The sequence below is a fragment of the Enterobacter sp. Li2LvB3 genome (genome assembly GCF_056156645.1).
In genome coordinates this window covers 1-26,190 of record NZ_JBSICG010000010.1, presented here as the reverse complement: position 1 = coordinate 26,190, position 26,190 = coordinate 1, and the positions used below count along the sequence as shown (strand labels likewise).

Here is a 26,190-nt window from a genome sequence, read left to right as displayed (position 1 = left end):
CTGGCAGGGGGCTGCCGGAACGATTACTCGCCCTTCACACGCTCGATATTGGCACCCAGCGCGCGCAGTTTGTCTTCAATACACTCATAGCCGCGATCGATGTGATAAATACGATCCACCACCGTTGTGCCTTCAGCAATACAACCCGCCAGAACCAGACTCGCAGACGCGCGAAGATCGGTTGCCATCACCTGTGCACCAGACAGTTTCTCAACGCCATGGCAAATCACGGTGTTACTTTCGATTTCTGCATGTGCGCCCATACGGATAAGTTCCGGTACGTGCATAAAGCGGTTTTCGAAGATAGTTTCGGTGATAACACCCGTCCCTTCAGCAACCAGGTTCAGCAGCGTGAACTGCGCCTGCATATCGGTCGGGAATGCCGGATGTGGCGAGGTGCGAACGGTAACGGCTTTAGGGCGCTTACCATGCATGTCCAGGCTAATCCAGTCTTCACCCACTTCGATATCGGCACCTGCTTCACGCAGTTTCGCCAGCACAGCGTCCAGCGTATCAGGCTGAGCGTTACGGCAAATAATTTTGCCGCCAGAAATGGCTGCTGCGACCAGGAAAGTACCGGTTTCGATACGGTCTGGCAGCACGCGGTAAACACCGCCGCCCAGACGCTCAACGCCTTCGATGGTGATGCGGTCAGTACCCTGCCCCGTGATTTTCGCACCCAGTGCAACGAGGAAGTTTGCGGTATCAACGATTTCCGGCTCACGCGCGGCGTTTTCGATGATAGTGGTGCCTTCTGCAAGCGTAGCCGCAGACATAATGGTCACCGTTGCGCCCACACTCACTTTGTCCATGACAATGTGCGCGCCCTTCAGGCGACCGTTTACAGAGGCTTTAACGTAACCTTCTTCCAGCTTGATCTCAGCGCCCAGTTTTTCCAGACCAAAGATGTGCAGGTCAACCGGACGCGCGCCGATCGCACAACCACCCGGCAGAGAAACCTGACCCTGACCAAAACGCGCCACCAGCGGGCCTAGCGCCCAGATGGAAGCACGCATGGTTTTGACCAGGTCGTATGGTGCAGAAAAGTTATTCACGTTGCTGGCATCGAGCCAGACGGAACCGTTGCGCTCAACTTTAGTGCCCAGCTGGCCGAGCAGCTTCATGGTCGTGTCGATATCTTTCAGCTTCGGTACGTTCTGGATCTCTACCGGCTCTTCTGCGAGCAGCGCCGCAAAAAGGATTGGCAGTGCAGCGTTTTTCGCGCCAGAAATTGTGACTTCGCCCTGGAGGCGCGTAGGCCCCTGCACACGAAATTTATCCATGATTTTGCTCTCTTATAAATTCAACCGTGCTGCGGGCCTATAGCCCTCAGCTCAAAAACCGTTTAGTTTGCGATCGCGAGCCCACTCTTGCGGGGTGAACGCTTTAATCGACAGGGCGTGGATGCGGTTATCCGCAATGTATTCCATCAGCGGCGCGTACACAGCCTGCTGTTTCTTCACGCGGCTCATTCCGTCGAAGATCTCACCCACAGCAATAACCTGGAAGTGACTGCCATCGCCAGAGACGTGGGCTTCCTGAAGGGAGAGTGCATTCATCAGCACTGCCTGGATTTCATTATTTTCCATGGGTTCTACATCATCAGATAGTGAAAACAAGCCCAACATCTTAGAGCAAAGTAGCGTTGTCTTAAACAAGCAAAAAGCCCCAACGATGAAACAGTCGGGGCTTTCAGAATTAACGCTTTGAAAATATTAACGAGGTAGTACGTCTTCCGGCAAATTGTAGAGCTGCGCAAGAGTCATCACATTATCGCTGGCACCCGCCAGTGTAACCGTGAGCCCCTGCTTTTTGCCTTCCGCAACAAGATGCACTAACAGGGCGATTCCTGCCGTATCCACGCGTGAAACACCGGTCAAATCAATCAGCGTAACGCCTTTCATGGCATCGTTGCGAGCATCCCATAACGGGTTCAGCAAATCCTGATCAAGCTCGCCAGACAACAACAACGTCTCACCTTCGCGCGACCAGCTCAGTTGCTGTTGCATTACTTTTTCTCGTCCAGGGAAATTTTCTGACGCGAGATGGACTGCAACTGCGCGGTCAGGCCATCAATGCCTTTGGTACGCAGCAGGTCGCTCCATTCATTTTGCTTGGTGGTAATCATGCTCACCCCTTCTGCAATCATGTCGTACGCCTGCCAGTTACCTGTCTGGGAGTTTTTACGCCACTGGAAGTCCAGGCGAACAGGCGGACGACCGTTAGGGTCAAGAATGGTCACACGAATTGGCACAATAGTCGCATCGCCCAGAGGCTGTTCAGGCGCAATTTGATAGGTTTGACCGTGATACATTGCCAGCGCCTGACCGTAAGCCTGTTTCAGGTATTCACGGAACGCAGCAAAGTAAGCATCACGCTGTGCAGGCGTCGCATCTTTGTAGTAACGACCCAGCACAAGAGCACCCGCGTATTTAATCTGCACATAAGGCAGCAGTTCCTGATCAACCACTTCACGCAGATAATCCGGGTTAGCACGAATTTTAGGTTGTTCGTTTTTAAGGCGATCGAAGGTCTTTTTCGCGGCCTCATCCATCTGTTTGTACGGGTTACTCAAATCGGCAGCATGTGCTGCGGTCAGAGGGGCAATCACCAGCATGGCAACCATGAACAGTCGTTTAAACATGAATTACTTCTCCTGAGATGAATTCGTCGCGTCTGGGGCTGGCGCGGCGTCAGTATGGCCTTCACTTTGTGCTGGCGCACCGTCAGTTTTCTTGTCGTCACCGCCTTTACTGCTGTAAAGGAACTGACCAATCATATCTTCCAGCACCATGGCTGATTTCGTATCCTGAATGACGCTACCGTCTTTAAGGATAGTCGTTCCCAGTTCAGGATCTTCAAAGCCAACGTTAAGTGCCAGATATTGTTCACCCAACAGGCCGGAGGTACGAATCGACAGCGAACTGGTGTCCGGAAGATGGTTGTAACGCTCTTCGATATCCATCGCGACACGCGGCAGATAGGTTTTCTCGTCCAGCGTGATGTCCGCCACGCGACCAATAACCACGCCGCCAATACGCACCGGTGAGCGCGCTTTCAGGCCGCCGATGTTGTCGAACGTTGCATAGAGGCGATATGTCGGTTCGGTGCGAATAGACGTGATATCCGCAGCTCTCAGACAGATGAACAGCGCAGCCAACAGTGCCAGCAACAGAAACACGCCGACCCAAATTTCATTTTTTCTCGTTTGCATGAACTCAATTCCCAAACATCAGTGCGGTGAGCACAAAATCCAGACCCAGTACGGCCAGCGACGAATGTACGACAGTACGTGTAGTTGCACGGCTAATGCCCGCCGACGTCGGGATGGCATCGTAACCGTTGAACAACGCAATCCAGGTGACCGTAATAGCAAATACCACGCTCTTAATCAGACAGTTAACCAGGTCCATCCGCAGGTCGATAGCATCCTGCATGGCAGACCAGAAGAACCCGGCATCAATGCCTTTCCAGTGTACGCCAACCAGCGAGCCCCCCCAGATCCCGACCGCAACGAACAGGATAGTGAGCAGCGGCAGTGAAATCACGCCCGCCCAAAAACGCGGGGAAATCACACGGCGCAGAGGATCGACCGCCATCATCTCCATACTGGATAACTGCTCGGTGGCACGCATCAGGCCAATTTCAGCGGTTAACGCTGACCCGGCACGCCCGGCAAACAGGAGCGCGGCAACAACCGGGCCCAGTTCGCGCAGCAGCGAGAGTGCCACCAGCATCCCAAGGCTGGTCTCTGCGCTGTAGGTTGTGAGCACAAGATAGCCCTGCAACCCCAGTACCATGCCAATAAACAGGCCAGAAACGATAATAATGACCATCGACAAAACGCCGACATTGTAGAGCTGTCGCACCAGCAAAGGCGCGTGCTTACGGAATTCCGGTTTGCCAACCAGCGCATTGAATAACATCAATCCGGCACGCCCGAACGTCCTGATGGTTTTTACGCCACGGTGTCCCAGAGCGGCCAACGCATTTAACAGCATGAGTGGCTTAACTCCCTATTCCCAATAAATCGTCACGATAGTCGCCCGATGGATAACGGAACGGCACCGGGCCGTCTGCGATACCGTCCAGGAACTGCCGTACTCGCGGATCGCAATTATCCTGTAGTGCCTGAGCACCACCGTGCGCGACGATCCTTTTGTCTGCCACAATATAGGCGTAATCAGCAATACTCAGCACTTCCGGTACATCGTGAGAAACCACGATACAGGTGACGCCAAGCGCACTGTTCAGTTCAGAGATTAACTTCACCAGAACGCCCATGGTGATAGGGTCCTGCCCGACAAAAGGTTCGTCGAACATGATTAAATCGGGTTCTAACGCAATGGCACGCGCCAGTGCGGCACGGCGCGCCATACCACCAGAAAGCTCTGATGGCATCAATTTGGCAGCCCCGCGAAGGCCAACGGCTTCGAGTTTCATCATGACCGTACTTTTCAGTAATTCATACGGCAGATTGGTGTGCTCGCGCAGTGGGTAGGCCACGTTATCAAAGACATTCATATCGGTGAATAATGCCCCTGACTGAAAGAGCATACTCATGCGCTTGCGGACAGTATACAAGCGCGAACGCGACATCTCCGGGACGTTCTCTCCGTCAAAGAGGATCTCGCCACTATCCGGCGGGATTTGCCCACCGATAAGACGCAACAGGGTCGTTTTACCGATTCCCGACGGCCCCATAATGGCGGTGATCTTGCCACGGGGTACAGTCAGTGAAATATCATCAAATATCAATCGGTTGCCGCGAGAAAAGCTGACACCACGGACATCGACTAAATTCGCCAAATTGGGGCTCATTTATGTTTCCTTTCTTACCCTGATTCACATTAAGCATGACGCTTAAATCAGCCCTAAACTCAACATTTTTACAGAATAATAGCCGTTGAGGTTAGCGAAAGCTGGCATTTGTTTTACTTTTCCGGCGCATAAAGTCAAAATTAGGAATTCGTTACGTCTTAGACTGTATGCAGCACCAAAATTCACGCGCAGTGGACCGGCGAGTATACCTGAAGAAAGGACTTTTGATGCTTTTAGCAACAGCACTGTTAATAATTGGTTTACTTTTGGTGGTCTACAGTGCTGACCGTTTGGTATTCGCTGCATCAATATTGTGCCGACTAATTGGCGTGCCGCCTATTATCATCGGGATGACGGTCGTCAGCGTCGGGACTTCTCTTCCTGAAATTATCGTGTCCGTCTCGGCATCGCTGCATGGCCAGATCAATCTCGCTATCGGCACGGCCATAGGTTCTAACATCGTCAATATCCTGCTGATTCTTGGTCTGGCTGCATTGCTGCACCCATTTCGCGTGCATTCTGATGTTCTGCGCCGTGAATTGCCGCTAATGTTAATCGTAAGCCTGTTGGCGGGCTATGTGCTCTATGATGGGGTGCTGAGCTATAGCGATGGCATTTTCTTACTGGCGCTGGCGGTAATTTGGCTGCTGTTTATCGTTAAAATCGCCCGCCAGGCCGAAAAACAGGGTAATGATAGCCTCACTCGTGAGCAGGTAGCAGAGCTGCCGCGGGAAGGAACGTTACCGGTCGCGCTGCTTTGGCTTGGCGTGGCGCTCATTATTATGCCAATGGCCACCCGCATGGTGGTGGATAATGCCACCGTACTGGCAAACGCCTTCGCCATGAGCGAATTAACCATCGGCCTGACCGTGATTGCTATCGGTACCAGCCTGCCGGAACTGGCAACCGCCATTGCCGGCGCGCGTAAAGGTGAGGATGATATCGCGATTGGCAATATTATCGGCTCTAACATTTTCAATATCGCGATCGTGACCGGCTTACCGGCATTGATATCGCCAGGGCCGTTTAATCCGCTGGCATTTTCGCGCGATTACGGTGTGATGTTGCTGGTCAGTGTTATTTTTGCCCTGCTCTGCTGGCGGCGGAAACGTCAGATTGGTAAAGGCGCAGGCGCGCTACTGACAGGTGGATTTATCGTATGGATGGCGATGCTGTACTGGCTTTCGCCTCTTCTCTCTGGGTAAACGGAAACGCATTATGTCGCAAATAGAATTGCAGCCGGATTTTGACTTTCAGAAAGCAGGCAAAGACGTTCTGGAGATTGAACGTGAAGGTCTGGCGCAGTTAGATCAGTACATTAATCAGGATTTTAGTCTGGCATGTGAGAAGATGTTCTACTGTGCCGGCAAAGTCGTGGTCATGGGAATGGGCAAGTCTGGTCATATTGGGCGCAAAATGGCCGCAACTTTTGCCAGTACCGGGACTTCTTCATTCTTTGTTCACCCTGGGGAAGCAGCACACGGCGACCTGGGCATGGTCACGCCGCAGGATGTGGTCATTGCACTGTCGAATTCCGGTGAATCGAACGAGATCCTGGCGCTTATTCCAGTGTTGAAAAGGCTGCACGTGCCGCTGATTTGCATGACCAGCCGCCCGGAAAGCAGCATGGCCCGCGCTGCAGATATTCACCTGTGCGTCAAAGTGCCAAAAGAAGCGTGCCCATTGGGTCTTGCCCCGACGTCCAGCACCACTGCCGCACTGGTCATGGGAGATGCGCTTGCGGTGGCATTACTCGAAGCTCGTGGTTTTACGCCAGAAGATTTCGCGCTCTCTCATCCAGGCGGCGCGCTGGGGCGCAAGTTGCTGCTCCGGGTAAACGACATTATGCACACGGGCGATGAGATCCCGCATGTAAGTAAAGCCGCTTCACTGCGTGATGCGTTACTGGAAATTACCCGCAAAAATCTCGGCATGACGGTTGTTTGCGACGATCTCATGAAGATTCAGGGGATTTTCACTGACGGTGACTTACGCCGCGTGTTCGATATGGGCGTGGATGTCCGCACGTTAGGTATCGCCGATGTCATGACACCAGGAGGGATCCGCGTTCGTCCTGGCACCCTGGCGGTGGATGTGCTGAACCTGATGCAGTCCCGCCACATAACCTCGGTGATGGTTGCCGATGGCGACCAACTGCTGGGTGTGGTACATATGCATGATCTTCTACGCGCAGGCGTAGTGTAATGAAGGATAAGACAATGAGTAATGCGGGTGCATCCCTTGCAACCTGTTATGGTCCAGTAAGTACAGACATGATGGCGAAGGCGGAAAACATCCGTCTGCTGATCCTGGATGTTGATGGCGTACTCTCCGATGGCCTGATTTATATGGGCAATAATGGCGAAGAGCTAAAAGCATTCAATGTTCGCGACGGTTATGGCATTCGCTGCGCGCTCACATCCGGGATCGAAGTTGCTATCATCACCGGGCGAAAAGCTAAACTTGTAGAAGACCGCTGCGAAACGTTGGGCATTACCCATCTGTATCAGGGACAATCCGACAAGATGTTGGCATTCAACGATTTGCTTGCGAAACTGTCCATCGCGCCTGAGCATGTTGCCTATGTTGGCGACGATCTGATCGACTGGCCGGTGATGGCCGAAGTGGGGCTGAGCATCGCGGTAGCCGATGCCCATCCGCTGTTGATACCGCGTGCTGACTATGTCACCCATATCAACGGCGGTCGCGGTGCCGTACGTGAAGTCTGCGATCTGCTTCTGCTGGCGCAGGGCAAGCTTGAAGAGGCCAAAGGGCAATCAATATGAGTAAAACCAGACGTTGGGTTATCATTCTGCTAACGCTTGTCGCACTGGTACTGATTGGCGTAAACCTCGCTGACCGTGACGATACACAACCGGAAGTGTTCAACAATAGCGATCCAACATACAAAAGCGATCACAGTGACACGGTGGTTTACAGTCCAGAAGGTGCGCTGAACTATCGCCTGATTGCAACGCATGTTGAGTATTTTTCAGATGATGGTATCTCGTGGTTTACCCAACCGGTAATGACCACATTTGATGCCGATAAAGTGCCAACGTGGTCGATTAAGTCTGACAGAGCAAAATTAACAAATGACCGTATGCTTTATCTGTATGGTCATGTTGAGGTCAACGCCCTGACCGCTGACTCTCAACTGCGTAAAATTACAACAGATAATGCCCAGATTAACCTGGTGACCCAGGATGTGACTTCGCAAGATCTGGTTACACTGTATGGCACAACATTTAATTCCAGCGGTCTGAGAATGCGCGGGAACTTACGCAGCAAAAACGCCGAGCTGATTGAAAAGGTTAGATCCTCTTATGAAATTCAAAACAAACAAACTCAGCCTTAATTTTGTTATCGCCAGCGCGCTGCTGGCAGCCAGTCTTCCCGCACTTGCTGTGACTGGTGATACCGAACAGCCGATTCATATTGAATCTGACACTCAGTCTCTCGATATGCAGGGTAATGTCGTCACCTTTACCGGCAACGTCGTCATGACTCAGGGCACCATCAAAATTAATGCCGACAAAGTGGTCGTTACCCGTCCGGGCGGCGAGCAAGGCAAAGAAATTATTGATGGTTATGGCAACCCGGCAACCTTCTACCAGATGCAGGACAACGGTAAACCGGTGAAGGGCCACGCCACACATATGCACTATGAACTGGCGAAGGATCTTGTCATTCTGACCGGTAACGCCTATCTGGAACAGCTGGACAGCAATATCACCGGCGACCAGATCACCTATCTGGTGAAAGAGCAAAAAATGCAGGCTTCCAGCGAGAAAGGCAAACGCGTTACCACCGTGCTTGTTCCTTCACAGCTGCAAGATAAAGGCAAAAGCCAGGCCCCGGCACAGAAGAAGAGTAACTAATTCGTTATGGCAACATTAACTGCAAAAAATCTCGCTAAGGCCTATAAGGGCCGCCGCGTCGTGGAAGATGTCAGTCTGTCCGTCAACTCCGGCGAAATTGTTGGCCTTTTAGGTCCTAACGGTGCGGGTAAAACCACTACCTTCTACATGGTGGTGGGCATTGTGCCGCGTGATGCAGGCAACATTGTCATTGATGATGAAGATATCAGCCTTCTGCCGCTGCACGCCCGTGCGCGCCGTGGTATCGGCTATCTTCCTCAGGAAGCGTCCATTTTCCGCCGTTTAAGCGTCTTCGATAACCTGATGGCCGTCTTGCAGATCCGCGACGATCTGTCGAGCGAGCAGCGTCAGGATCGCGCTAACGAACTGATGGAAGAGTTTCATATTGAACACCTGCGCGATAGCTTAGGCCAGGCACTGTCAGGCGGTGAACGTCGTCGTGTCGAGATTGCGCGCGCACTGGCTGCAAACCCGAAATTCATCCTGCTGGATGAACCCTTCGCGGGCGTTGACCCTATTTCCGTCATCGATATCAAACGTATTATTGAACATCTGCGTGACAGCGGGCTTGGCGTACTGATCACTGACCACAACGTCCGTGAAACGCTGGCCGTTTGTGAACGCGCTTATATTGTGAGCCAGGGCCATCTGATTGCCCATGGTACGCCGACGCAGATCCTCGAAGATGAGCATGTTAAGCGCGTGTACCTTGGGGAAGACTTCAGACTCTGATAGGGTAGAGGTAACGTAACGCCGCACCGGAGAAAAATGCTCTGAACATGAAGCAAGGTTTGCAATTAAGGCTCAGCCAACAACTGGCGATGACGCCACAGCTACAACAAGCGATTCGCCTGTTGCAACTGTCCACGTTAGAACTTCAGCAGGAACTCCAGCAAGCACTGGACAGCAACCCGTTGCTGGAGCAAACCGATCTTCATGACGAGGTAGATACTCAGCAAACGCAGGACACCGAAACGCTCGATACCGTTGATGCTCTCGAACAAAAAGAGATGCCGGACGAGCTGCCTTTGGATGCCAGTTGGGATGAAATTTACACCGCAGGAACCCCGTCCGGGACGCGTGCGGACTACCAGGATGATGAGCTACCGGTCTATCAGGGCGAAACTACCCAGTCGCTTCAGGATTACCTTATGTGGCAGGTGGAGTTAACGCCCTTCTCTGACACCGATCGTGCGATTGCGACATCCATTGTCGATGCCGTTGATGACACCGGATATTTGACCGTTTCTCTGGACGATATTCTTGAAAGCATCGGCGATGATGAGATCGAACTCGAGGAAATTGAAGCGGTTCTGAAGCGTATTCAGCGCTTCGACCCGGTTGGCGTGGCCGCGAAAGATCTGCGCGACTGCTTGCTGATCCAGCTTTCTCAGTTTGCCAAAGAGACCCCCTGGATTGAAGAAGCCAGGTTAATCATCAGCGATCATCTGGATCTGCTGGCAAACCATGACTTCCGTACACTGATGCGCGTCACCCGCCTGAAAGAAGAGGTGTTGAAAGAAGCCGTCAATCTTATCCAGTCGCTCGATCCTCGCCCCGGCCAATCCATCCAGACCAGCGAACCCGAATACGTTATCCCGGATGTGCTGGTCAGAAAACATAACGACCGCTGGGTTGTAGAATTGAATTCAGACAGCATTCCTCGCCTGCAAATCAACCAGCAGTACGCCTCCATGTGCACCAGCGCACGCAACGACTCCGACAATCAATATATTCGTAGCAATCTTCAGGAAGCGCGATGGCTGATCAAAAGTCTGGAGAGCAGAAATGATACGCTGCTCCGTGTAAGCCGCTGTATTGTCGAGCAGCAGCAGGCGTTCTTTGAGCAGGGCGAAGAGTATATGAAACCGATGGTGCTGGCAGATATTGCCCAGGCCGTCGAAATGCATGAATCAACTATTTCCCGCGTGACAACGCAGAAATATCTGCACAGTCCACGCGGTATTTTTGAGCTTAAGTATTTCTTCTCCAGCCATGTGAATACCGAAGGCGGCGGCGAAGCCTCGTCGACGGCAATTCGTGCACTGGTGAAGAAGTTGATCGCCGCGGAGAATCCCGCGAAGCCACTGAGTGACAGTAAGTTAACCACCATGCTGTCCGATCAGGGTATCATGGTGGCACGCCGTACTGTTGCAAAGTATCGAGAGTCTTTATCCATTCCGCCGTCTAACCAGCGTAAACAACTGGTCTGACACAACCGATAAGGAAGACACTATGCAGCTCAACATCACAGGACACAACGTCGAAATTACTGATGCTTTACGTGATTTTGTGAACACTAAGTTCGCGAAACTTGAACAGTATTTCGAAAGGATCAACCAGGTCTATATTGTGTTGAAAGTGGAGAAAGTGACTCATATCTCGGATGCAACCCTGCACGTGAACGGGGGTGAACTCCATGCCAGTGCGGAAGGGCAAGACATGTATGCTGCTATCGACGGCTTGATTGACAAGCTCGCGCGACAGCTCAATAAACATAAAGATAAACTGAAACAACACTAATTGTCCGGGCAGTTAACGGGTGCAGGAAGGCCTGTTGTGAAACACAACAGGCCATTTGTACAGTTAGCGCTTAGGTGAAATTATGATGAACAACGATTCCGCTCTTCAACTGAGCAATGTCCTTAACCAGGAATGTACCCGTAGTGGCGTTCACTGCCAGAGCAAAAAACGTGCGCTGGAAATCATCAGTGAACTGGCCGCAAAACAGCTGGGCCTGCCGTCACAGGTGGTGTTCGAAGCTATTCTGACCCGCGAAAAAATGGGCAGTACTGGCATTGGCAACGGCATTGCTATCCCGCATGGTAAGCTGGAAGAAGACACCCTGCGTGCCGTCGGTGTATTTGTGCAGCTCGAAACGCCTATCGCCTTCGACGCCATCGATAATCAGCCAGTCGATCTCCTCTTCGCGCTGCTGGTTCCTGCTGACCAGACCAAAACCCATCTGCATACGCTTTCGCTGGTCGCTAAACGTCTGGCTGATAAAACTATTTGCCGTAGACTGCGCTCAGCCCAAAGTGATGAAGAGTTATATCAAATTATCACTGAAGCAGAAGGCAATCAGGATGATGCATAACCGGGAGATGTCCTTTACATCTGTTGTCCTGAGGAGAAACGGAACATGGTGCTGATGATCGTCAGCGGTCGTTCAGGGTCGGGGAAATCCGTCGCCCTCCGCGCGCTTGAAGATATGGGTTTTTACTGTGTCGATAACCTGCCGGTTGTGCTGCTGCCCGACCTGGCCCGGACGCTCGCGGACCGACAAACGTCTGCTGCCGTCAGTATCGACGTCCGTAACATGCCAGAATCACCGGAAGTCTTTGAACAGGCGATGAGCAACCTGCCTGACTCGTTTTCGCCTCAGTTGCTGTTCCTTGATGCTGACCGTAACACGCTGATCCGTCGTTACAGCGATACCCGCCGTTTGCATCCGCTCTCCAGTAAGAATCTCTCTCTGGAAAGCGCCATCGACGAAGAGAGCGACCTGCTGGAGCCATTGCGCTCTCGTGCAGACCTCATTGTCGATACATCTGAAATGTCCGTTCACGAGCTGGCTGAAATGCTCCGAACCCGTTTGCTGGGTAAACGCGAGCGCGAACTGACAATGGTGTTCGAATCCTTCGGCTTTAAGCACGGCATTCCTATCGATGCGGATTATGTTTTCGACGTGCGCTTCCTGCCTAACCCCCACTGGGATCCAAAACTGCGTCCAATGACCGGCCTTGATAAACCCGTGGCCGCGTTCCTCGACAGGCACACAGAAGTTCACAATTTTATCTACCAGACGCGCAGCTACCTTGAGCTATGGTTACCTATGCTGGAAACAAACAATCGTAGCTATCTGACGGTGGCGATTGGCTGTACCGGTGGTAAACATCGTTCGGTTTACATTGCTGAACAACTGGCCGACTACTTCCGTTCACGCGGGAAGAACGTTCAGTCCCGTCATCGCACGCTGGAAAAACGTAAAACATGACCGTAAAACAAACTGTTGAAATCACTAATAAGCTGGGTATGCACGCCCGCCCGGCGATGAAACTGTTTGAACTGATGCAGGGCTTTGATGCGGAGGTTCTGCTGCGTAACGATGAAGGTACAGAGGCTGAAGCCAATAGCGTTATCGCGCTACTGATGCTGGATTCTGCCAAGGGCAGACAAATTGAAGTTGAGGCAACAGGCCCACAGGAAGAAGAAGCTCTGGCGGCAGTGATAGCACTGTTTAATGCCGGGTTTGATGAAGACTAGACTGATGCATCCGCCCTCTCCTTCACGGAGAGGGTCACTAATACAGCTTATTTCCCGTCATAAATCCTTCCCCGCCTAACTGGCGCATTTGCCGCATGATCCACGCCTGACGACCACGAACATACCCCGACGGGGCACTGGCCTTAAAGCGGACGGGATTGGGCAACACGGCCGCTAACAACGCGGCTTCTGATATCGTCAGACGGCTGGCAGGTTTATGGAAATAACGTTGCGCGGCGGCCTCGACACCAAACACCCCATCACCAAATTCAGCGATATTCAGATAGACGGTCAGAATACGCTTTTTGCTCCAGACCGTTTCCATACCAAGTGTCAGACCCGCCTCAAGACCTTTTCGCAGCCAGCTGCGCCCATCCCATAAAAACAGGTTTTTTGCCGTCTGCTGAGAAAGCGTGGATGCACCCCGCACACGATCTTCATGCCTCTCGTTATGCGCCAGCGCTTTCTGGATAGCCGCTACGTCAAACCCCCAGTGATCCGGGAATTTCTGATCTTCAGCGGCAATCACTGCAAGCCCCATAAACGGAGAGATCTCATCCATGCTCACCCAGTCAGAGTGCGCAACGTAGCCGAAATCACCGGATAACCAGGCGCCAAGCTGGCGCTCAACCATCACGGCAGAAAAGGGGACAGGCATGATGCTAAACAAAGCAATACCGCCGCCCCAGAATACCGCCAGGACAATGACAATACGCAACAGGATCCGTTTGACCCACCCGCCAGCCGTGAATTTTCGGATCATTCAGTCAGAACCAACACTCTGTCTACCAGCTTCTCGATACCAGCTGCCGCCTCTGCGATGTTTTGCGCCAGCATATAGGCAGGTGTTGTGACAATCTTATTGTCCTCGTCAACCACGATATCATCGACAGGGCAAGGCACATGTTCGCCCCCCATATCTTCAATCATTTCTGCGGTATCGATATCTGTCCCGATGGTCAGGCGAAGCGGGAAATCGAAAATTTTTGGCAGCATGGCAGGAGCAATACAGATAAAGCCCAGCGGCTTACCGGCGGAATGCATCGCCTGTGCCAGCACGCTAAGATCCCTGTCGACCTGGCATTCGCTGCCCATGGCTGCAAAGGTGCTTAAATTTTTGGCCGCGCCAAAGCCCCCCGGGACAATAAGCGCGTCAAGTTCAGCGGCATTAGCCTGCGCCAGGGGATGAATGTCGCCCCGCGCAATTCGGGCCGCCTCAATCAGCACGTTGCGGGTTTCCGGCATGGCTTCGCCAGTCAGATGATTTACCACGTCCACCTGATTTTTATCCGGGGCGAAGCAGATAACGTCGGCGCCACGTCTGGCTAATGCCAGCAGTGTTATTACCGATTCGTGTATCTCAGAACCATCGTAAACTCCGCATCCACTCAGTACGACACCAATCTTTTTCATCATGACGTTCCTTCTTTGCAAATCGCTGAAGCATATTAATAATTCTGATTAAAACGCTATGCTTCACACATTTCACTGATTCATGTAACAAACTATTTAAGATTTGCTATCTTAACTGCGTGCGGCCTAAATTTTCAGGCGGCGTCCATGCGAAAACAACACAAAAAATCAGGCGCAGCCACGATTTCCCTGGTGTTGGCGCAGTATTCGCGCACCCCGGTTAATCCGGGGTCATTTTTTTCTGGCGTCCACCCAGGCTTTCAGTACCGCCACGTCATTCAGCCACTCTTGTTTCATCTCTTCAACCCATTCACCCACGTTATCTTCCCATGCAGGTAAATCCGGGGATTGAATCTGTTGTCCAAGCTGTTGCAGGTGGCGTAAGCCAACCGAACCGGCGGCACCTTTAATTTTGTGGCCCTCTTCAACGATTCCTTTTTGATCGCGCGCCGTCAGGTTCGATTCCAGCACACTCAGGTAGCCCGGCATCATTTTTTCAAACACGGCCAGACCATCGGTAATCAGTTTCGGACCAACCAAATCGATGTATTGCTCAAGCATGGCAGTATCCAGAATCGCTTGTGTCTTCGCGCTATCAACAGACGTCATGGTGCTCTCCTCTTCATCACAGGTATCCCAGAACTTCTTAATCATGGCGGTTAATGCAGGAACCGCCAGCGGCTTGCTGAGCACATCGTCCATACCGGCATCGAGATACTCTTTTTTGTCCTTCAGTACGTTCGCCGTCAATGCCACCAGCGGCGGCAGCTCATCGGCGGCGTACTTACGCGTTAGTTCACGAGAGATATCCAGCCCGGTCATGTCTGGTAGCTGAATATCCAGCAGCACGAGGTCATACTCGCCTGGCGTGAACATATCCAGCGCGGCCTGGCCGGTCATGGCCACATCCACGCTGTTGCCCAATTTTTCCAGTACCGAGCGCGCCACAATCACGTTCAGCTCAATGTCTTCCACCAGCAGGACATGCAGTGCAGGCAGCGGCATTTCGTCGTTATCAAAGGTGTCTTCTACCTCTTCCGCGACCGCCGGGGCATGAACCGTCAGCGTAAAGACAGAACCTTTGCCCGGCTGGCTGGCGACGGTAATATCCCCACCCATGCTTTTAGCCAGGCGTTTAGAGACGGCCAGGCCAATCCCGGTGCCCGTCGCAGGTTTACCGCCGTGACTGTCTTTCACCTGGTAATACATCGCGAAAATTTTATCCTGCTCTTCCTGCAGAATACCGATACCAGAATCTTCGACTTCGAAATGCAGCATGTCCCCTTCGTCATAGCGGATACGCACAGCCACCCGGCCCTTCTGGGTAAATTTCACCGCGTTGCTGATCAGGTTCCACAGGATCTGGCGCAGACGCGTTCCGTCCGTGGTCACTTTATGCGGCAGCGGCAACGCTGGCTCCATCACAAAGCTCAACCCCTTTTGCTGAGCCTGTAACCCGGACAAGTTTTCCAGGTCGGCGAGGAAGCTGGTGAAATCCACCGGCTGGTTATCGAGCTGAACTTTACGGCGCTCCATCTTATCCATGTCAATAATATCGTTAAAGATATTACCCAGCGTCACCGCAGAGACATGGATCGTTTTCAGGTATTTTTCCTGCTCACCCGTTAGCTCCGTATCCAGCAGGATGCGGCTCAGGCCGACAATCCCGTTCAATGGCGTACGCAGTTCATGGCTGATGGTAGAGATAAAGGTGGTTTTGTCGCGGCTGGCGCGCTCCAGGGCATCCTGATAACGCTTACGTTCGGTGATATCACGGCCAAAGCCCATCAGGCCGTGGCGTTTCCCCACGCGGTCGTAGTAAGGCACCTTACGGATTTCGAAGCAGGCTTTCCGCCCGTCCGGGTAATCCAGCCACTGCTCATAGGTGAGAGACACATTATGGCGGAAGACCTTTTCATCCGTTTCCATCACCTTCGCCGCCGCCTCTTCAGAATAGACATCCTGCGGCTTGAGGTTAACGAGCTGTTTCTCGCTTTTCCCGGTGAGCAACTCCATCGCCCGGTTACAGCCGGAAAACTCTTTGTCTTCGTTACGGTAGAAAACCAGATCCGGTGAAGCATCAAGGAAAGAGCGCAGGAAAGAGGATTGTTGTTCAAGCTGAATTTGCGTCACCTCACGCTCTTTCATTTCGATTTTCAGCTGCTCAAGCGTGGCCTGACGTTCGGCTTCGGCTTTTTCGCGATCTGAAATCTCCTGGTTGAGCTGGGCAATATTGTCCTTGAGCTGGACGTTAAGTTTGAGATCGCGCTCGCGCATCTCTTCCAGCTTCTCCACCAGTTTTGATAAACGCTGTCGGGACTCCTCAAGCTGCTCCACTACCACGGAGAGGAAATAGACCGCCCAGGGCGTAATCAGCAATCCGAAGAAGATAGAGCGGATTACGTCGATACTTTCGACCTGACCATGCAAGACCATGGTGACAGCCATCTGCACAACAATCGCCAGAACAACCAGCGCCAGAGCCAGCAGCATGGAGAAACGCACCAGGCCGAGCTTCATCATCAGATCGACATAGTACTGGGCCAGCATTCGAATTTGCTTCATAGAGGATCCCTTCACGACTTTATCGCTCAATAATACTCAAATTCAGGGCGGGGCGGTGGAGGTTGTGAGAAAAAGTGCGGGGTGAAACAGGAGATTAGCCTCGCTCCCGACAGGCCGGGAGCGAGATGAAGCATTTATCAGGAACGTTTCAGAAGCAGCCAGAGGCTGATCAGCAGGAAACTGGCGCTTGGCAACAGCGCACCGATAATTGGCGGGATGCCATAAACCAGCGTCAGCGGGCCAAAGATCTGGTCGAGAACGTAGAACACGAACCCGCAGCTGATACCGGTTACGACGCGAACCCCCATCGGCACGCTACGTAACGGCCCGAAGATAAACGACAGCGCCATCAGCATCATAACCGCAACGGACATCGGCTGGAAAATCTTGCTCCACATATTGAGCTGATAACGCCCGGCGTCCTGGCCGCTCGATTTCAGGTATTTCACGTAATTATGCAGACCGCTAATGGACAGCGCATCAGGATCCAACGCCACCACACCCAGTTTGTCCGGGGTAAGGTTGGTCTTCCACGTATCAGAAACCGTCTGAGAGCCGGTGATCTGTTTCGGGTCTTTGAGGTCTGATTCATCAACCTGTGATAAGCGCCATTGCTTATGCTCGGGATCAAACTTCGCGGAGGATGCGTGACGCACAGACTGCAAACGACGCTGGTCGTTGAAAGCGTAAATACTCACACCGCCCAGTTCATCATCGCCTTTCACGCGTTCAATGTAGACAAAGTTATTGCCATCTTTTGCCCACAGCCCTTGCTGGGTCGAGAGCAATGAGCCACCGTACATGGCCTGCGCACGATAGTTGCGCGCCATCTGCTCACCCTGCGGCGCCACCCACTCGCCGATCGCCATGGTCAGCAGCACCAGCGGGATAGCAGTTTTCATCACCGAGAGAGCAACCTGCAAACGGGTAAACCCGGAAGCTTGCATCACTACCAGCTCACTGCGCTGCGCCAGCATCCCCAGGCCAAGCAGTGCGCCTAACAGAGCGGCCATTGGGAAGAAGATCTGGACATCTTTTGGCACGCTAAGAAGGGTATACATCCCCGCGCCCAACGCGTCGTAAGTACCCTGCCCGGCTTTTTTCAGCTGGTCGACAAATTTAATAATGCCGGAGAGCGACACCAGCATGAACAAGGTCATCATGATGGTGGAGAAAATCGTTTTACCGATGTAGCGGTCGAGAACGCCAAACGCCTGCATTACAACGCTCCTTTACGCGAGAATCGGGCACGAATGCGGCGCACCGGCACCGTATCCCACAGGTTTAATCCCAGTGCCAGCAGGATATACAAACTGTTGACCACCCACGTCCAGACCATTGGATCAAGTTTACCCTTCGCACCATTCGAACGAATCGAGGTTTGCAACAGGAAGTAGACCAGATACAGCAGCATCGCCGGCAGCATAGAAAGCACGCGGCCCTGACGCGGGTTAACCACGCTCAGCGGAACGACAATCAGCGCCATCATAAACACGGTGAATACGAGAGTAATACGCCAGTGGAATTCTGCGCGAGCCCTGTCGGTATCGGTATTCCAGAGCGTGCGCATATCCATCTGTTCGGTATCGCCTGGATCAAGCGCAACCGCCTGGTGACCAATAATGGCCTGATAGTTCTGGAAATCCGTAATACGGAAATCGCGAAGCATCGCGGTACCTTCAAAACGGGTGCCTTTATTCAGCGTAACTATCTGAGAACCATCTTTACGCTGAGCCAGCTGGCCTGAATCGGCCACAACCACTGACGGGCGAGCATTGCCTTTCGTGCGCAGTTGCGCGAGGAATACGTCATTGAATTTGCTGCCATCAACGCTTTCGATGAACAACACAGAGTTACCGTCGGTGGCCTGCTGGAACTGCCCTTGCGCTAACGCCGCCATACCTGGGTTGGCTTTGGCTTCGGCCAGCACTTCATCCTGATGACGAGAGGACATCGGGCCCGCCCACATGACATTCACTGCGGCAACAATCCCGGTAAACAGCGCCAGTACCAGGGCGGCCTTCACCAGCACGGCTTTACTCAAGCCGCAGGCGTGCATCACCGTGATTTCACTTTCGGTATAGAGTCTACCCAGCGTCATGAGCAAACCGAGGAAAAGGCTAAGCGGCAGAATGAGCTGCGCCATCTCCGGGATCCCCAGCCCAAGCAGGGAAAGCACCAGATTCGTTGGAATTTCGCCGTCAACGGCCGCACCGAGGATCTTCACCAGCTTCTGACAGAAGAAGATCAGCAGCAGGATGAACAGGATCGCCAGTTGGCTTTTGAGCGTTTCCCGCACCAGATATCTTATGATTATCACTTTAAATACGCCCGTAAAAACCCGTCTTTTTGCTGGAAAATCGCTTGTTTCATGGCTTAAACGTCATTTATTCTCTTGAGTCGTCGAAATCATCGCTAAGATTAAAAAACCCGGCGGATTCACGCTTCAGGATATTTTCTGACGTGTCGAAACCGTAATAACGTAAGATTAACACGAAGTCACCACAACAGCGGACATGAGTTACGAAAGGTTTCAATTCTATCCGTAGCAGCCGCCGTTGTCTTTAAGATTCAGGAGCGTAGTGCATGGAGTTCAGTGTAAAAAGCGGTAGCCCGGAGAAACAGCGGAGTGCCTGCATCGTTGTGGGCGTCTTTGAACCACGCCGACTCTCCCCGATCGCCGAACAACTCGATAAAATCAGTGACGGCTATATCAGCGCCCTGCTGCGCCGTGGCGAACTGGAAGGCAAACCTGGGCAGACGCTGTTACTGCACCATGTTCCGAACGTGCTGTCCGAGCGCATTTTGCTGATTGGTTGTGGTAAAGAGCGCGAGCTGGATGAACGCCAGTACAAGCAGGTTATTCAGAAAACCATTAACACGCTGAATGATACCGGCTCAATGGAAGCGGTATGCTTCCTGACCGAACTGCATGTCAAAGGACGTAACACCTACTGGAAAGTGCGCCAGGCCGTTGAGACGGCAAAAGAGAGCCTGTACAGCTTTGATCAGCTAAAGACCAACAAGAGTGAGCCACGTCGCCCGCTGCGTAAAATGGTCTTTAACGTCCCTACCCGTCGCGAACTGACCAGCGGCGAGCGCGCCATCCAGCACGGTCTGGCGATTGCCGCAGGGATTAAAGCCGCTAAAGATCTTGGCAACATGCCACCGAACATCTGTAACGCGGCATACCTGGCTTCCCAGGCACGCCAGTTGGCTGACTCGTACAGCAAAAACGTCATCACCCGCGTGATTGGCGAACAGCAGATGAAAGAGCTGGGGATGCACTCTTACCTGGCCGTCGGCAACGGTTCTCAGAACGAATCGCTGATGTCGGTCATTGAGTACAAGGGCAACCCGTCTGAAGAGGCGCGTCCGGTTGTGCTGGTCGGTAAAGGCCTGACCTTCGATTCCGGTGGTATCTCCATCAAACCTGCCGAAGGCATGGATGAGATGAAGTACGACATGTGCGGTGCGGCGGCTGTTTACGGCGTGATGCGCATGGTTGCAGAGCTTCAGTTGCCAATTAACGTCATCGGCGTGCTGGCTGGCTGTGAAAACATGCCTGGCGGTCGCGCGTACCGTCCGGGTGACGTGCTGACCACCATGTCCGGCCAGACCGTTGAAGTGCTGAACACTGACGCAGAAGGCCGTCTGGTGCTGTGCGATGTGCTGACCTACGTTGAGCGCTTCGAGCCAGAAGCGGTTATCGACGTCGCGACACTGACCGGTGCCTGCGTGATTGCACTGGGTCACCACATTACCGGCCTGATGTCGAACCACAACCCGCTGGCACACGAGCTTATCGGCGCGTCCGAACAAGCCGGTGACCGCGCGTGGCGTCTGCCGCTGGGCGACGAGTACCAGGAACAGCTGGAGTCCAACTTTGCGGATATGGCGAACATCGGCGGCCGTCCGGGTGGTGCTATCACCGCGGGCTGCTTCCTGTCGCGCTTTACCCGCAAGTACAACTGGGCACACCTCGACATCGCGGGCACCGCATGGCGCTCCGGTAAAGCCAAAGGCGCAACCGGTCGTCCGGTCGCTCTGCTGTCGCAGTTCCTGCTGAACCGCGCAGGGTTTAATGGCGAAGAGTAAGTCAAAACGGCAGTAAACCGTAGGCCGGGTAAGGCGAAAACGCCACCCGGCTTTGCATTTAAAGTGAGCACAAGAAGCCCCATATATGAAGAATGCAACGTTCTACCTTCTGGACAACGACACCCATCAGGATGGCTTAAGCGCCGTTGAACAACTGGTGTGTGAAATTGCCGCAGAACGTTGGCGCGCAGGCAAACGCGTTCTGATTGCCTGTGAAGATGAGCAACAGGCGATTCGCCTGGATGAAGCGCTATGGGCGCGCCCGCCGGAGAGTTTTGTTCCGCATAATTTGTCTGGCGAAGGGCCGCGCGGCGGCGCACCGGTCGAAATTGCCTGGCCGCAGAAGCGCAACAGTAGCGCGCGTGATGTGCTGATTAGCTTGCGCATCGATTTTGCAGATTTTGCCACCGCTTTCACAGAAGTGGTAGACTTTGTCCCTTACGAAGAATCTTTAAAACAACTGGCACGCGATCGTTACAAGGCGTACCGCCTGGCTGGTTTTAACCTGAATACGGCAACCTGGAAATAATGGAAAAGACATATAACCCACGCGATATCGAACAGCCGCTTTACGAGCACTGGGAACAGCAGGGCTATTTCAAGCCTAACGGCGATGAAAGCAAAGAGTCCTTCTGCATCATGATCCCACCGCCGAACGTCACCGGCAGTTTGCATATGGGTCATGCTTTCCAGCAGACCATCATGGACACCATGATCCGCTACCAGCGTATGCAGGGTAAAAACACCCTGTGGCAGGCGGGGACTGACCACGCGGGTATCGCGACCCAGATGGTCGTTGAACGTAAAATTGCTGCGGAAGAAGGTAAAACTCGTCATGACTACGGTCGCGATGCCTTCATCGACAAAATCTGGCAGTGGAAAGCAGAATCCGGCGGCACGATCACCCGTCAGATGCGCCGTCTCGGTAACTCCGTGGACTGGGAGCGCGAGCGCTTCACCATGGACGAAGGTCTTTCCAACGCCGTTAAAGAAGTGTTTGTCCGTCTGTACAAAGAAGACCTGATTTACCGTGGCAAACGCCTGGTAAACTGGGACCCTAAACTGCGCACCGCTATCTCTGACCTGGAAGTGGAAAACCGCGAGTCTAAAGGCTCCATGTGGCATATCCGCTATCCGCTGGCTGACGGCGCGAAAACCGCAGACGGTAAAGATTACCTGGTTGTTGCAACGACCCGTCCTGAAACCCTGCTGGGTGATACCGGTGTGGCCGTCAACCCGGAAGATCCACGCTATAAAGATCTGATCGGCAAATTCGTGGTGCTGCCACTGGTTAACCGCCGTATTCCGATTTTGGGCGACGAACACGCCGACATGGAAAAAGGCACCGGCTGCGTGAAAATCACCCCGGCGCACGACTTTAACGACTACGAAGTGGGTCGTCGTCACGCCCTGCCAATGATCAACATTCTGACCTTCGACGGTGATATCCGTGAAAGCGCAGAAGTGTACGATACCAAAGGCGAAGAAACTGACGTTTACTCAAGTGACATCCCGGCAGAATTCCAGAAGCTGGAACGTTTTGCTGCACGTAAAGCCATCGTTGCTGCTGTTGACGCACTGGGACTGCTGGAAGAAATCAAACCTCACGATCTGACCGTGCCGTACGGCGACCGTGGTGGCGTGGTTATCGAGCCGATGCTGACCGACCAGTGGTACGTGCGTGCCGACGTGCTGGCGAAACCGGCTGTTGAAGCGGTTGAAAATGGTGACATCCAGTTCGTGCCGAAGCAGTACGAAAACATGTACTTCTCCTGGATGCGTGATATTCAGGACTGGTGTATCTCCCGTCAGCTGTGGTGGGGTCACCGCATCCCGGCATGGTACGACAACGAAGGCAATGTCTACGTTGGCCGCACGGAAGACGAAGTGCGTCAGGAAAACAACCTGAGCGCGGATGTTGCCCTGCGTCAGGACGAAGACGTGCTGGATACCTGGTTCTCCTCCGCGCTGTGGACCTTCTCCACGCTCGGCTGGCCAGAAAACACCGATGCGCTGCGTCAGTTCCACCCAACCAGCGTGATGGTTTCCGGCTTCGACATCATCTTCTTCTGGATTGCCCGCATGATCATGATGACCATGCACTTCATCAAAGACGAAGACGGTAAGCCGCAGGTTCCGTTCCATACCGTTTACATGACCGGTCTGATTCGTGACGACGAAGGCCAGAAGATGTCTAAATCCAAGGGTAACGTGATTGACCCGCTGGATATGGTTGACGGTATCTCTCTGGAAGACCTGCTGGAAAAACGTACCGGCAACATGATGCAGCCGCAGTTGGCTGAGAAAATCCGCAAGCGCACCGAGAAGCAATTCCCGAACGGGATTGAACCTCACGGTACCGACGCCCTGCGTTTCACCCTGGCGGCACTGGCTTCAACTGGCCGTGACATCAACTGGGACATGAAGCGTCTGGAAGGTTACCGTAACTTCTGTAACAAACTGTGGAACGCCAGCCGCTTCGTGCTGATGAACACCGAAGATCAGGATTGCGGCTTCAACGGCGGCGAGATGACCCTGTCTCTGGCCGATCGCTGGATCCTGGCCGAGTTCAACCAGACGGTGAAAGCGTTCCGCGACGCGCTGGACAGCTACCGCTTCGATATCGCTGCGGGCATCCTGTACGAATTCACCTGGAACCAGTTCTGTGACTGGTATCTGGAGCTGGCGAAACCGGTCATGAACGGCGGTACTGAGGCGGAACTGCGCGGTACGCGTAATACGCTGATTACCGTACTGGAAGGTCTGCTGCGTCTTGCGCATCCGGTCATTCCATTCATCACCGAAACCATCTGGCAGCGTGTGAAGGTTATTGCTGGCATCAACGCAGACACCATCATGCTCCAGCCATTCCCGGAATTCGATGCAGCCCGTGTTGATGAAGCCGCAGCGGCCGATACCGAATGGCTGAAACAGGCGATCGTTGCTGTGCGTAACATCCGTGCAGAAATGAACATCGCGCCAGGTAAACCGCTTGAGCTGCTGTTGCGCGGTTGCAGCGAAGCTGCCGTTCGTCGTGTCACCGAGAACAACACCTTCCTGCAAACCATGGCGCGTCTGGAAAGCATCACCGTGCTGCCTGCTGATGACAAAGGTCCGGTATCCGTGACCAAAATCATCGACGGCGCAGAGCTGCTGATCCCGATGGCTGGCCTTATCGACAAAGACGCTGAGCTGGCTCGTCTGGCGAAAGAAGTGGCGAAGGTCGATGTGGAAATTGGCAAAATCGAAAGCAAACTGGCGAACGAAGGCTTTGTTGCCCGCGCACCGGAGGCGGTCATTGCCAAAGAGCGTGAGCGTCTGGTTGCCTTCGCTGATGCCAAGACCAAGCTGATTGAGCAGCAGGCTGTTATCGCAGCTCTGTAATGCTTTTACCCCTTACGCTTCAGGGCGTAAGGGGTTTCCTTCCTGAAATATCCTCGCTTGCACTCACCTTTATGCGGTGCTATTAACAGCAGATGAGTGTCAATTTTTGTCATGAGTAATGCTATGAGCGTGATTATCCCCGTCGCGACCAACATGCGTCGGATCACTGAGCAGGACAACCCGGCCATCGCCTCGGTTATCCGTGAAGTTTCGGCAGAGTACGGACTGACCGCCGATAAAGGCTATACGGTTGCCGACCCCAACCTGGACGAGTTGTTCCAGCTATACAGCCAGCCGGGCCATGCCTACTGGGTTATCGAGCAGGATGGCAAGGTCGTGGGCGGTGGCGGAGTTGCACCACTCAGCTGTAGTGAGCCGGATATCTGTGAGCTACAGAAAATGTATTTTTTGCCTGCGGTCCGTGGACAAGGCCTGGCAAAGAAACTGGCGCTGATGGCCTTTGAACACGCGCGTGCTCAGGGTTTTAAACGCTGCTACCTCGAAACAACTGCCTTCCTCAAGGAAGCTATCGCCCTGTATGAACATCTGGGCTTTGAGCATATTGATGCGCCGCTTGGCTGCACCGGCCATGTTGATTGCGAAGTCAGAATGCTGAAAGCTCTGTAAATTTCGTTCCGGCCGTCTTCTGTTAAGCGACTGTAAACTGAATGCTCTACACTCTCAGTTCACACCATAACGGGGGAAAAACGATGTCGAAGATAAAAAGCTACGCCGCACCGCAGGCAGGTGCTGAGCTTGAACTGTACGAGTATGATGCAGGCGATTTAAGAGCTGAAGACGTCGAAGTGCAGGTTGATTACTGCGGTGTCTGCCATTCAGATCTCTCCATGATCGACAATGAATGGGGCTTCTCCAGCTATCCGCTGGTTGCCGGCCACGAAGTGATCGGACGCGTCGTCGCCCTCGGAACCGCTGCGCAGGATAAAGGCCTGAAGATCGGCCAGCGCGTGGGCATTGGCTGGACGGCACGCAGCTGTGGTCACTGTGATGCCTGTATCAGCGGCAATCAGATCAACTGCCTCGAAGGCGCTACGCCTACCATCCTGAACAAAGGCGGTTTCGCCGATAAACTGCGCGCCGACTGGCAATGGGTTATTCCACTGCCGGACAGTATTGATATCGAATCCGCAGGCCCGCTGCTGTGCGGCGGCATCACGGTGTTCAAACCACTGCTGATGCACCATATCACCGCCACCAGCCGCGTCGGCGTGATCGGTATTGGCGGTCTGGGCCATATTGCTATCAAGCTGCTGCACGCGATGGGCTGCGAGGTCACGGCATTTAGCTCTAACCCGGCGAAAGAGAAAGAAGTGCTGGCGATGGGTGCCGACAAAGTGGTGAACAGCCGCGATCCTGAGGCACTGAAAGCGCTCGCGGGTCAGTTTGATTTGATCATCAACACCGTCAACGTCGATCTTGACTGGCAGCCGTACTTCGAAGCGCTGGCCTACGGCGGTAACTTCCACACCGTCGGTGCCGTGATGAAGCCACTGCCGGTTCCGGCGTTTACACTGATCGGCGGGGATCGTAGCGTGTCTGGCTCGGCCACCGGTACACCATTCGAGTTGCGCAAGCTGATGAAGTTTGCCGGACGCACCAAAGTGGCACCAACCACTGAGCTGTATCCGATGTCGAAAATCAATGAAGCTATCCAGCACGTTCGTGACGGTAAAGCCCGTTACCGCGTGGTGTTGAAAGCGGATTTTTGATGTGATATTGCCGGGGAATGTGCGGCCTGATG

At 53.3% G+C, this 26,190-nt stretch carries 28 protein-coding genes; 16 read left to right on the top strand and 12 right to left on the bottom strand.

The genetic code is table 11. The annotated features are described in order from the left end of the window. Positions 1–23: 23 nt before the first annotated feature. From murA to mlaF, 7 genes are all read right to left on the bottom strand, one after another. Entirely contained in the window at positions 24–1,283 is a 1,260-nt protein-coding gene (murA, locus tag ACS603_RS10020; RefSeq protein ID WP_182062659.1) for a UDP-N-acetylglucosamine 1-carboxyvinyltransferase, read from the bottom strand. A gap of 51 nt (positions 1,284–1,334) precedes the next feature. Continuing rightward, a complete protein-coding gene (ibaG, locus tag ACS603_RS10015) occupies positions 1,335–1,589 on the bottom strand; it encodes a BolA family iron metabolism protein IbaG (RefSeq protein ID WP_014071941.1) in 255 nt (84 codons plus the stop codon). Positions 1,590–1,715: 126 nt separating this feature from the next. Further along, entirely contained in the window at positions 1,716–2,009 is a 294-nt protein-coding gene (gene mlaB / locus ACS603_RS10010; protein WP_474944174.1) for a lipid asymmetry maintenance protein MlaB, read from the bottom strand. Next, on the bottom strand, positions 2,009–2,644 hold the full coding sequence (mlaC, locus tag ACS603_RS10005) for a phospholipid-binding protein MlaC (protein ID WP_182062663.1): 636 nt from the start codon (positions 2,642–2,644) through the stop codon (positions 2,009–2,011). The genes mlaB and mlaC overlap by 1 nt, the downstream gene beginning before the upstream one ends. A 3-nt stretch (positions 2,645–2,647) precedes the next feature. Then, positions 2,648–3,214: an outer membrane lipid asymmetry maintenance protein MlaD gene (gene mlaD / locus ACS603_RS10000; protein WP_182062665.1), complete on the bottom strand. Its 567-nt coding sequence runs from the start codon at positions 3,212–3,214 to the stop codon at positions 2,648–2,650. A 4-nt stretch (positions 3,215–3,218) separates the two neighbouring features. Next, positions 3,219–4,001 (bottom strand): lipid asymmetry maintenance ABC transporter permease subunit MlaE, encoded by a 783-nt coding sequence (mlaE, locus tag ACS603_RS09995; RefSeq protein ID WP_014071945.1) that lies wholly within the window; start codon positions 3,999–4,001, stop codon positions 3,219–3,221. 7 nt (positions 4,002–4,008) lie between these two features. Continuing rightward, positions 4,009–4,821: a phospholipid ABC transporter ATP-binding protein MlaF gene (gene mlaF, locus ACS603_RS09990; protein ID WP_182062667.1), complete on the bottom strand. Its 813-nt coding sequence runs from the start codon at positions 4,819–4,821 to the stop codon at positions 4,009–4,011. 227 nt (positions 4,822–5,048) lie between these two features. Here mlaF and ACS603_RS09985 point away from each other — a divergent pair, with 227 nt between their 5' ends. The 11 genes from ACS603_RS09985 to npr all read left to right on the top strand — a co-directional run bounded on the left by ACS603_RS09985 (position 5,049) and on the right by npr (position 12,968). Next, positions 5,049–6,026 (top strand): calcium/sodium antiporter, encoded by a 978-nt coding sequence (locus tag ACS603_RS09985; protein ID WP_474944173.1) that lies wholly within the window; start codon positions 5,049–5,051, stop codon positions 6,024–6,026. A 13-nt stretch (positions 6,027–6,039) separates the two neighbouring features. Beyond that, positions 6,040–7,026, top strand: a complete 987-nt coding sequence (kdsD, locus tag ACS603_RS09980; protein ID WP_182062670.1) for an arabinose-5-phosphate isomerase KdsD — start codon at positions 6,040–6,042, stop codon at positions 7,024–7,026. A 14-nt stretch (positions 7,027–7,040) separates the two neighbouring features. Further along, the gene (gene kdsC / locus ACS603_RS09975; protein WP_182063475.1) at positions 7,041–7,607 is read left to right on the top strand and encodes a 3-deoxy-manno-octulosonate-8-phosphatase KdsC; all 567 of its coding nucleotides are present in this window, start codon (positions 7,041–7,043) and stop codon (positions 7,605–7,607) included. Further along, positions 7,604–8,179 (top strand): LPS export ABC transporter periplasmic protein LptC, encoded by a 576-nt coding sequence (gene lptC, locus ACS603_RS09970; RefSeq protein ID WP_182062672.1) that lies wholly within the window; start codon positions 7,604–7,606, stop codon positions 8,177–8,179. The genes kdsC and lptC overlap by 4 nt, the downstream gene beginning before the upstream one ends. Then, positions 8,148–8,702, top strand: a complete 555-nt coding sequence (lptA, locus tag ACS603_RS09965) for a lipopolysaccharide ABC transporter substrate-binding protein LptA (RefSeq protein ID WP_182062674.1) — start codon at positions 8,148–8,150, stop codon at positions 8,700–8,702. The genes lptC and lptA overlap by 32 nt, the downstream gene beginning before the upstream one ends. Before the next feature lie 6 nt (positions 8,703–8,708). After that, entirely contained in the window at positions 8,709–9,434 is a 726-nt protein-coding gene (gene lptB / locus ACS603_RS09960) for an LPS export ABC transporter ATP-binding protein (protein WP_182062676.1), read from the top strand. A gap of 47 nt (positions 9,435–9,481) precedes the next feature. Beyond that, positions 9,482–10,915, top strand: coding sequence for an RNA polymerase factor sigma-54 (rpoN, locus tag ACS603_RS09955; RefSeq protein WP_182062678.1), 1,434 nt, complete (start codon positions 9,482–9,484; stop codon positions 10,913–10,915). A gap of 22 nt (positions 10,916–10,937) precedes the next feature. Then, positions 10,938–11,225: a ribosome hibernation promoting factor gene (hpf, locus tag ACS603_RS09950; protein ID WP_182062680.1), complete on the top strand. Its 288-nt coding sequence runs from the start codon at positions 10,938–10,940 to the stop codon at positions 11,223–11,225. A gap of 82 nt (positions 11,226–11,307) precedes the next feature. Further along, positions 11,308–11,799 carry a PTS IIA-like nitrogen regulatory protein PtsN gene (gene ptsN, locus ACS603_RS09945; RefSeq protein ID WP_014071955.1) on the top strand — a complete coding sequence of 164 codons (492 nt, stop codon included), beginning with the start codon at positions 11,308–11,310 and terminating at the stop codon, positions 11,797–11,799. A 45-nt stretch (positions 11,800–11,844) separates the two neighbouring features. Next, positions 11,845–12,699 (top strand): RNase adapter RapZ, encoded by an 855-nt coding sequence (gene rapZ, locus ACS603_RS09940; protein ID WP_182062681.1) that lies wholly within the window; start codon positions 11,845–11,847, stop codon positions 12,697–12,699. Then, positions 12,696–12,968 carry a PTS phosphocarrier protein NPr gene (gene npr / locus ACS603_RS09935; RefSeq protein WP_003861872.1) on the top strand — a complete coding sequence of 91 codons (273 nt, stop codon included), beginning with the start codon at positions 12,696–12,698 and terminating at the stop codon, positions 12,966–12,968. The genes rapZ and npr overlap by 4 nt, the downstream gene beginning before the upstream one ends. Before the next feature lie 37 nt (positions 12,969–13,005). On the opposite strand, the gene mtgA is transcribed toward npr, so the two are convergent. From mtgA to lptF, 5 genes are all read right to left on the bottom strand, one after another. Then, positions 13,006–13,731, bottom strand: coding sequence for a monofunctional biosynthetic peptidoglycan transglycosylase (gene mtgA / locus ACS603_RS09930; RefSeq protein ID WP_474944172.1), 726 nt, complete (start codon positions 13,729–13,731; stop codon positions 13,006–13,008). Then, entirely contained in the window at positions 13,728–14,381 is a 654-nt protein-coding gene (gene elbB, locus ACS603_RS09925) for an isoprenoid biosynthesis glyoxalase ElbB (RefSeq protein WP_474944218.1), read from the bottom strand. The genes mtgA and elbB overlap by 4 nt, the downstream gene beginning before the upstream one ends. Before the next feature lie 231 nt (positions 14,382–14,612). Next, positions 14,613–16,946 (bottom strand): aerobic respiration two-component sensor histidine kinase ArcB, encoded by a 2,334-nt coding sequence (arcB, locus tag ACS603_RS09920; RefSeq protein ID WP_446491592.1) that lies wholly within the window; start codon positions 16,944–16,946, stop codon positions 14,613–14,615. A gap of 137 nt (positions 16,947–17,083) precedes the next feature. After that, positions 17,084–18,166: an LPS export ABC transporter permease LptG gene (gene lptG / locus ACS603_RS09915; RefSeq protein WP_315686951.1), complete on the bottom strand. Its 1,083-nt coding sequence runs from the start codon at positions 18,164–18,166 to the stop codon at positions 17,084–17,086. Next, positions 18,166–19,266, bottom strand: coding sequence for an LPS export ABC transporter permease LptF (gene lptF / locus ACS603_RS09910; protein ID WP_182062685.1), 1,101 nt, complete (start codon positions 19,264–19,266; stop codon positions 18,166–18,168). Before lptF ends, lptG begins: the two co-directional genes overlap by 1 nt. Before the next feature lie 266 nt (positions 19,267–19,532). On the opposite strand from lptF, the gene pepA reads away from it, so the two are divergent. From pepA to ahr, 5 genes are all read left to right on the top strand, one after another. Next, positions 19,533–21,044, top strand: coding sequence for a leucyl aminopeptidase (pepA, locus tag ACS603_RS09905; protein WP_182062686.1), 1,512 nt, complete (start codon positions 19,533–19,535; stop codon positions 21,042–21,044). Positions 21,045–21,129: 85 nt separating this feature from the next. Beyond that, entirely contained in the window at positions 21,130–21,573 is a 444-nt protein-coding gene (gene holC, locus ACS603_RS09900) for a DNA polymerase III subunit chi (protein WP_182062687.1), read from the top strand. Further along, positions 21,573–24,428 (top strand): valine--tRNA ligase, encoded by a 2,856-nt coding sequence (locus tag ACS603_RS09895; protein ID WP_182062688.1) that lies wholly within the window; start codon positions 21,573–21,575, stop codon positions 24,426–24,428. The genes holC and ACS603_RS09895 overlap by 1 nt, the downstream gene beginning before the upstream one ends. Positions 24,429–24,551: 123 nt before the next feature. After that, positions 24,552–25,055, top strand: a complete 504-nt coding sequence (locus tag ACS603_RS09890; RefSeq protein WP_315686955.1) for a GNAT family N-acetyltransferase — start codon at positions 24,552–24,554, stop codon at positions 25,053–25,055. Positions 25,056–25,138: 83 nt separating this feature from the next. Beyond that, entirely contained in the window at positions 25,139–26,158 is a 1,020-nt protein-coding gene (gene ahr / locus ACS603_RS09885; RefSeq protein ID WP_446491593.1) for an NADPH-dependent aldehyde reductase Ahr, read from the top strand. Positions 26,159–26,190: the final 32 nt, after the last annotated feature.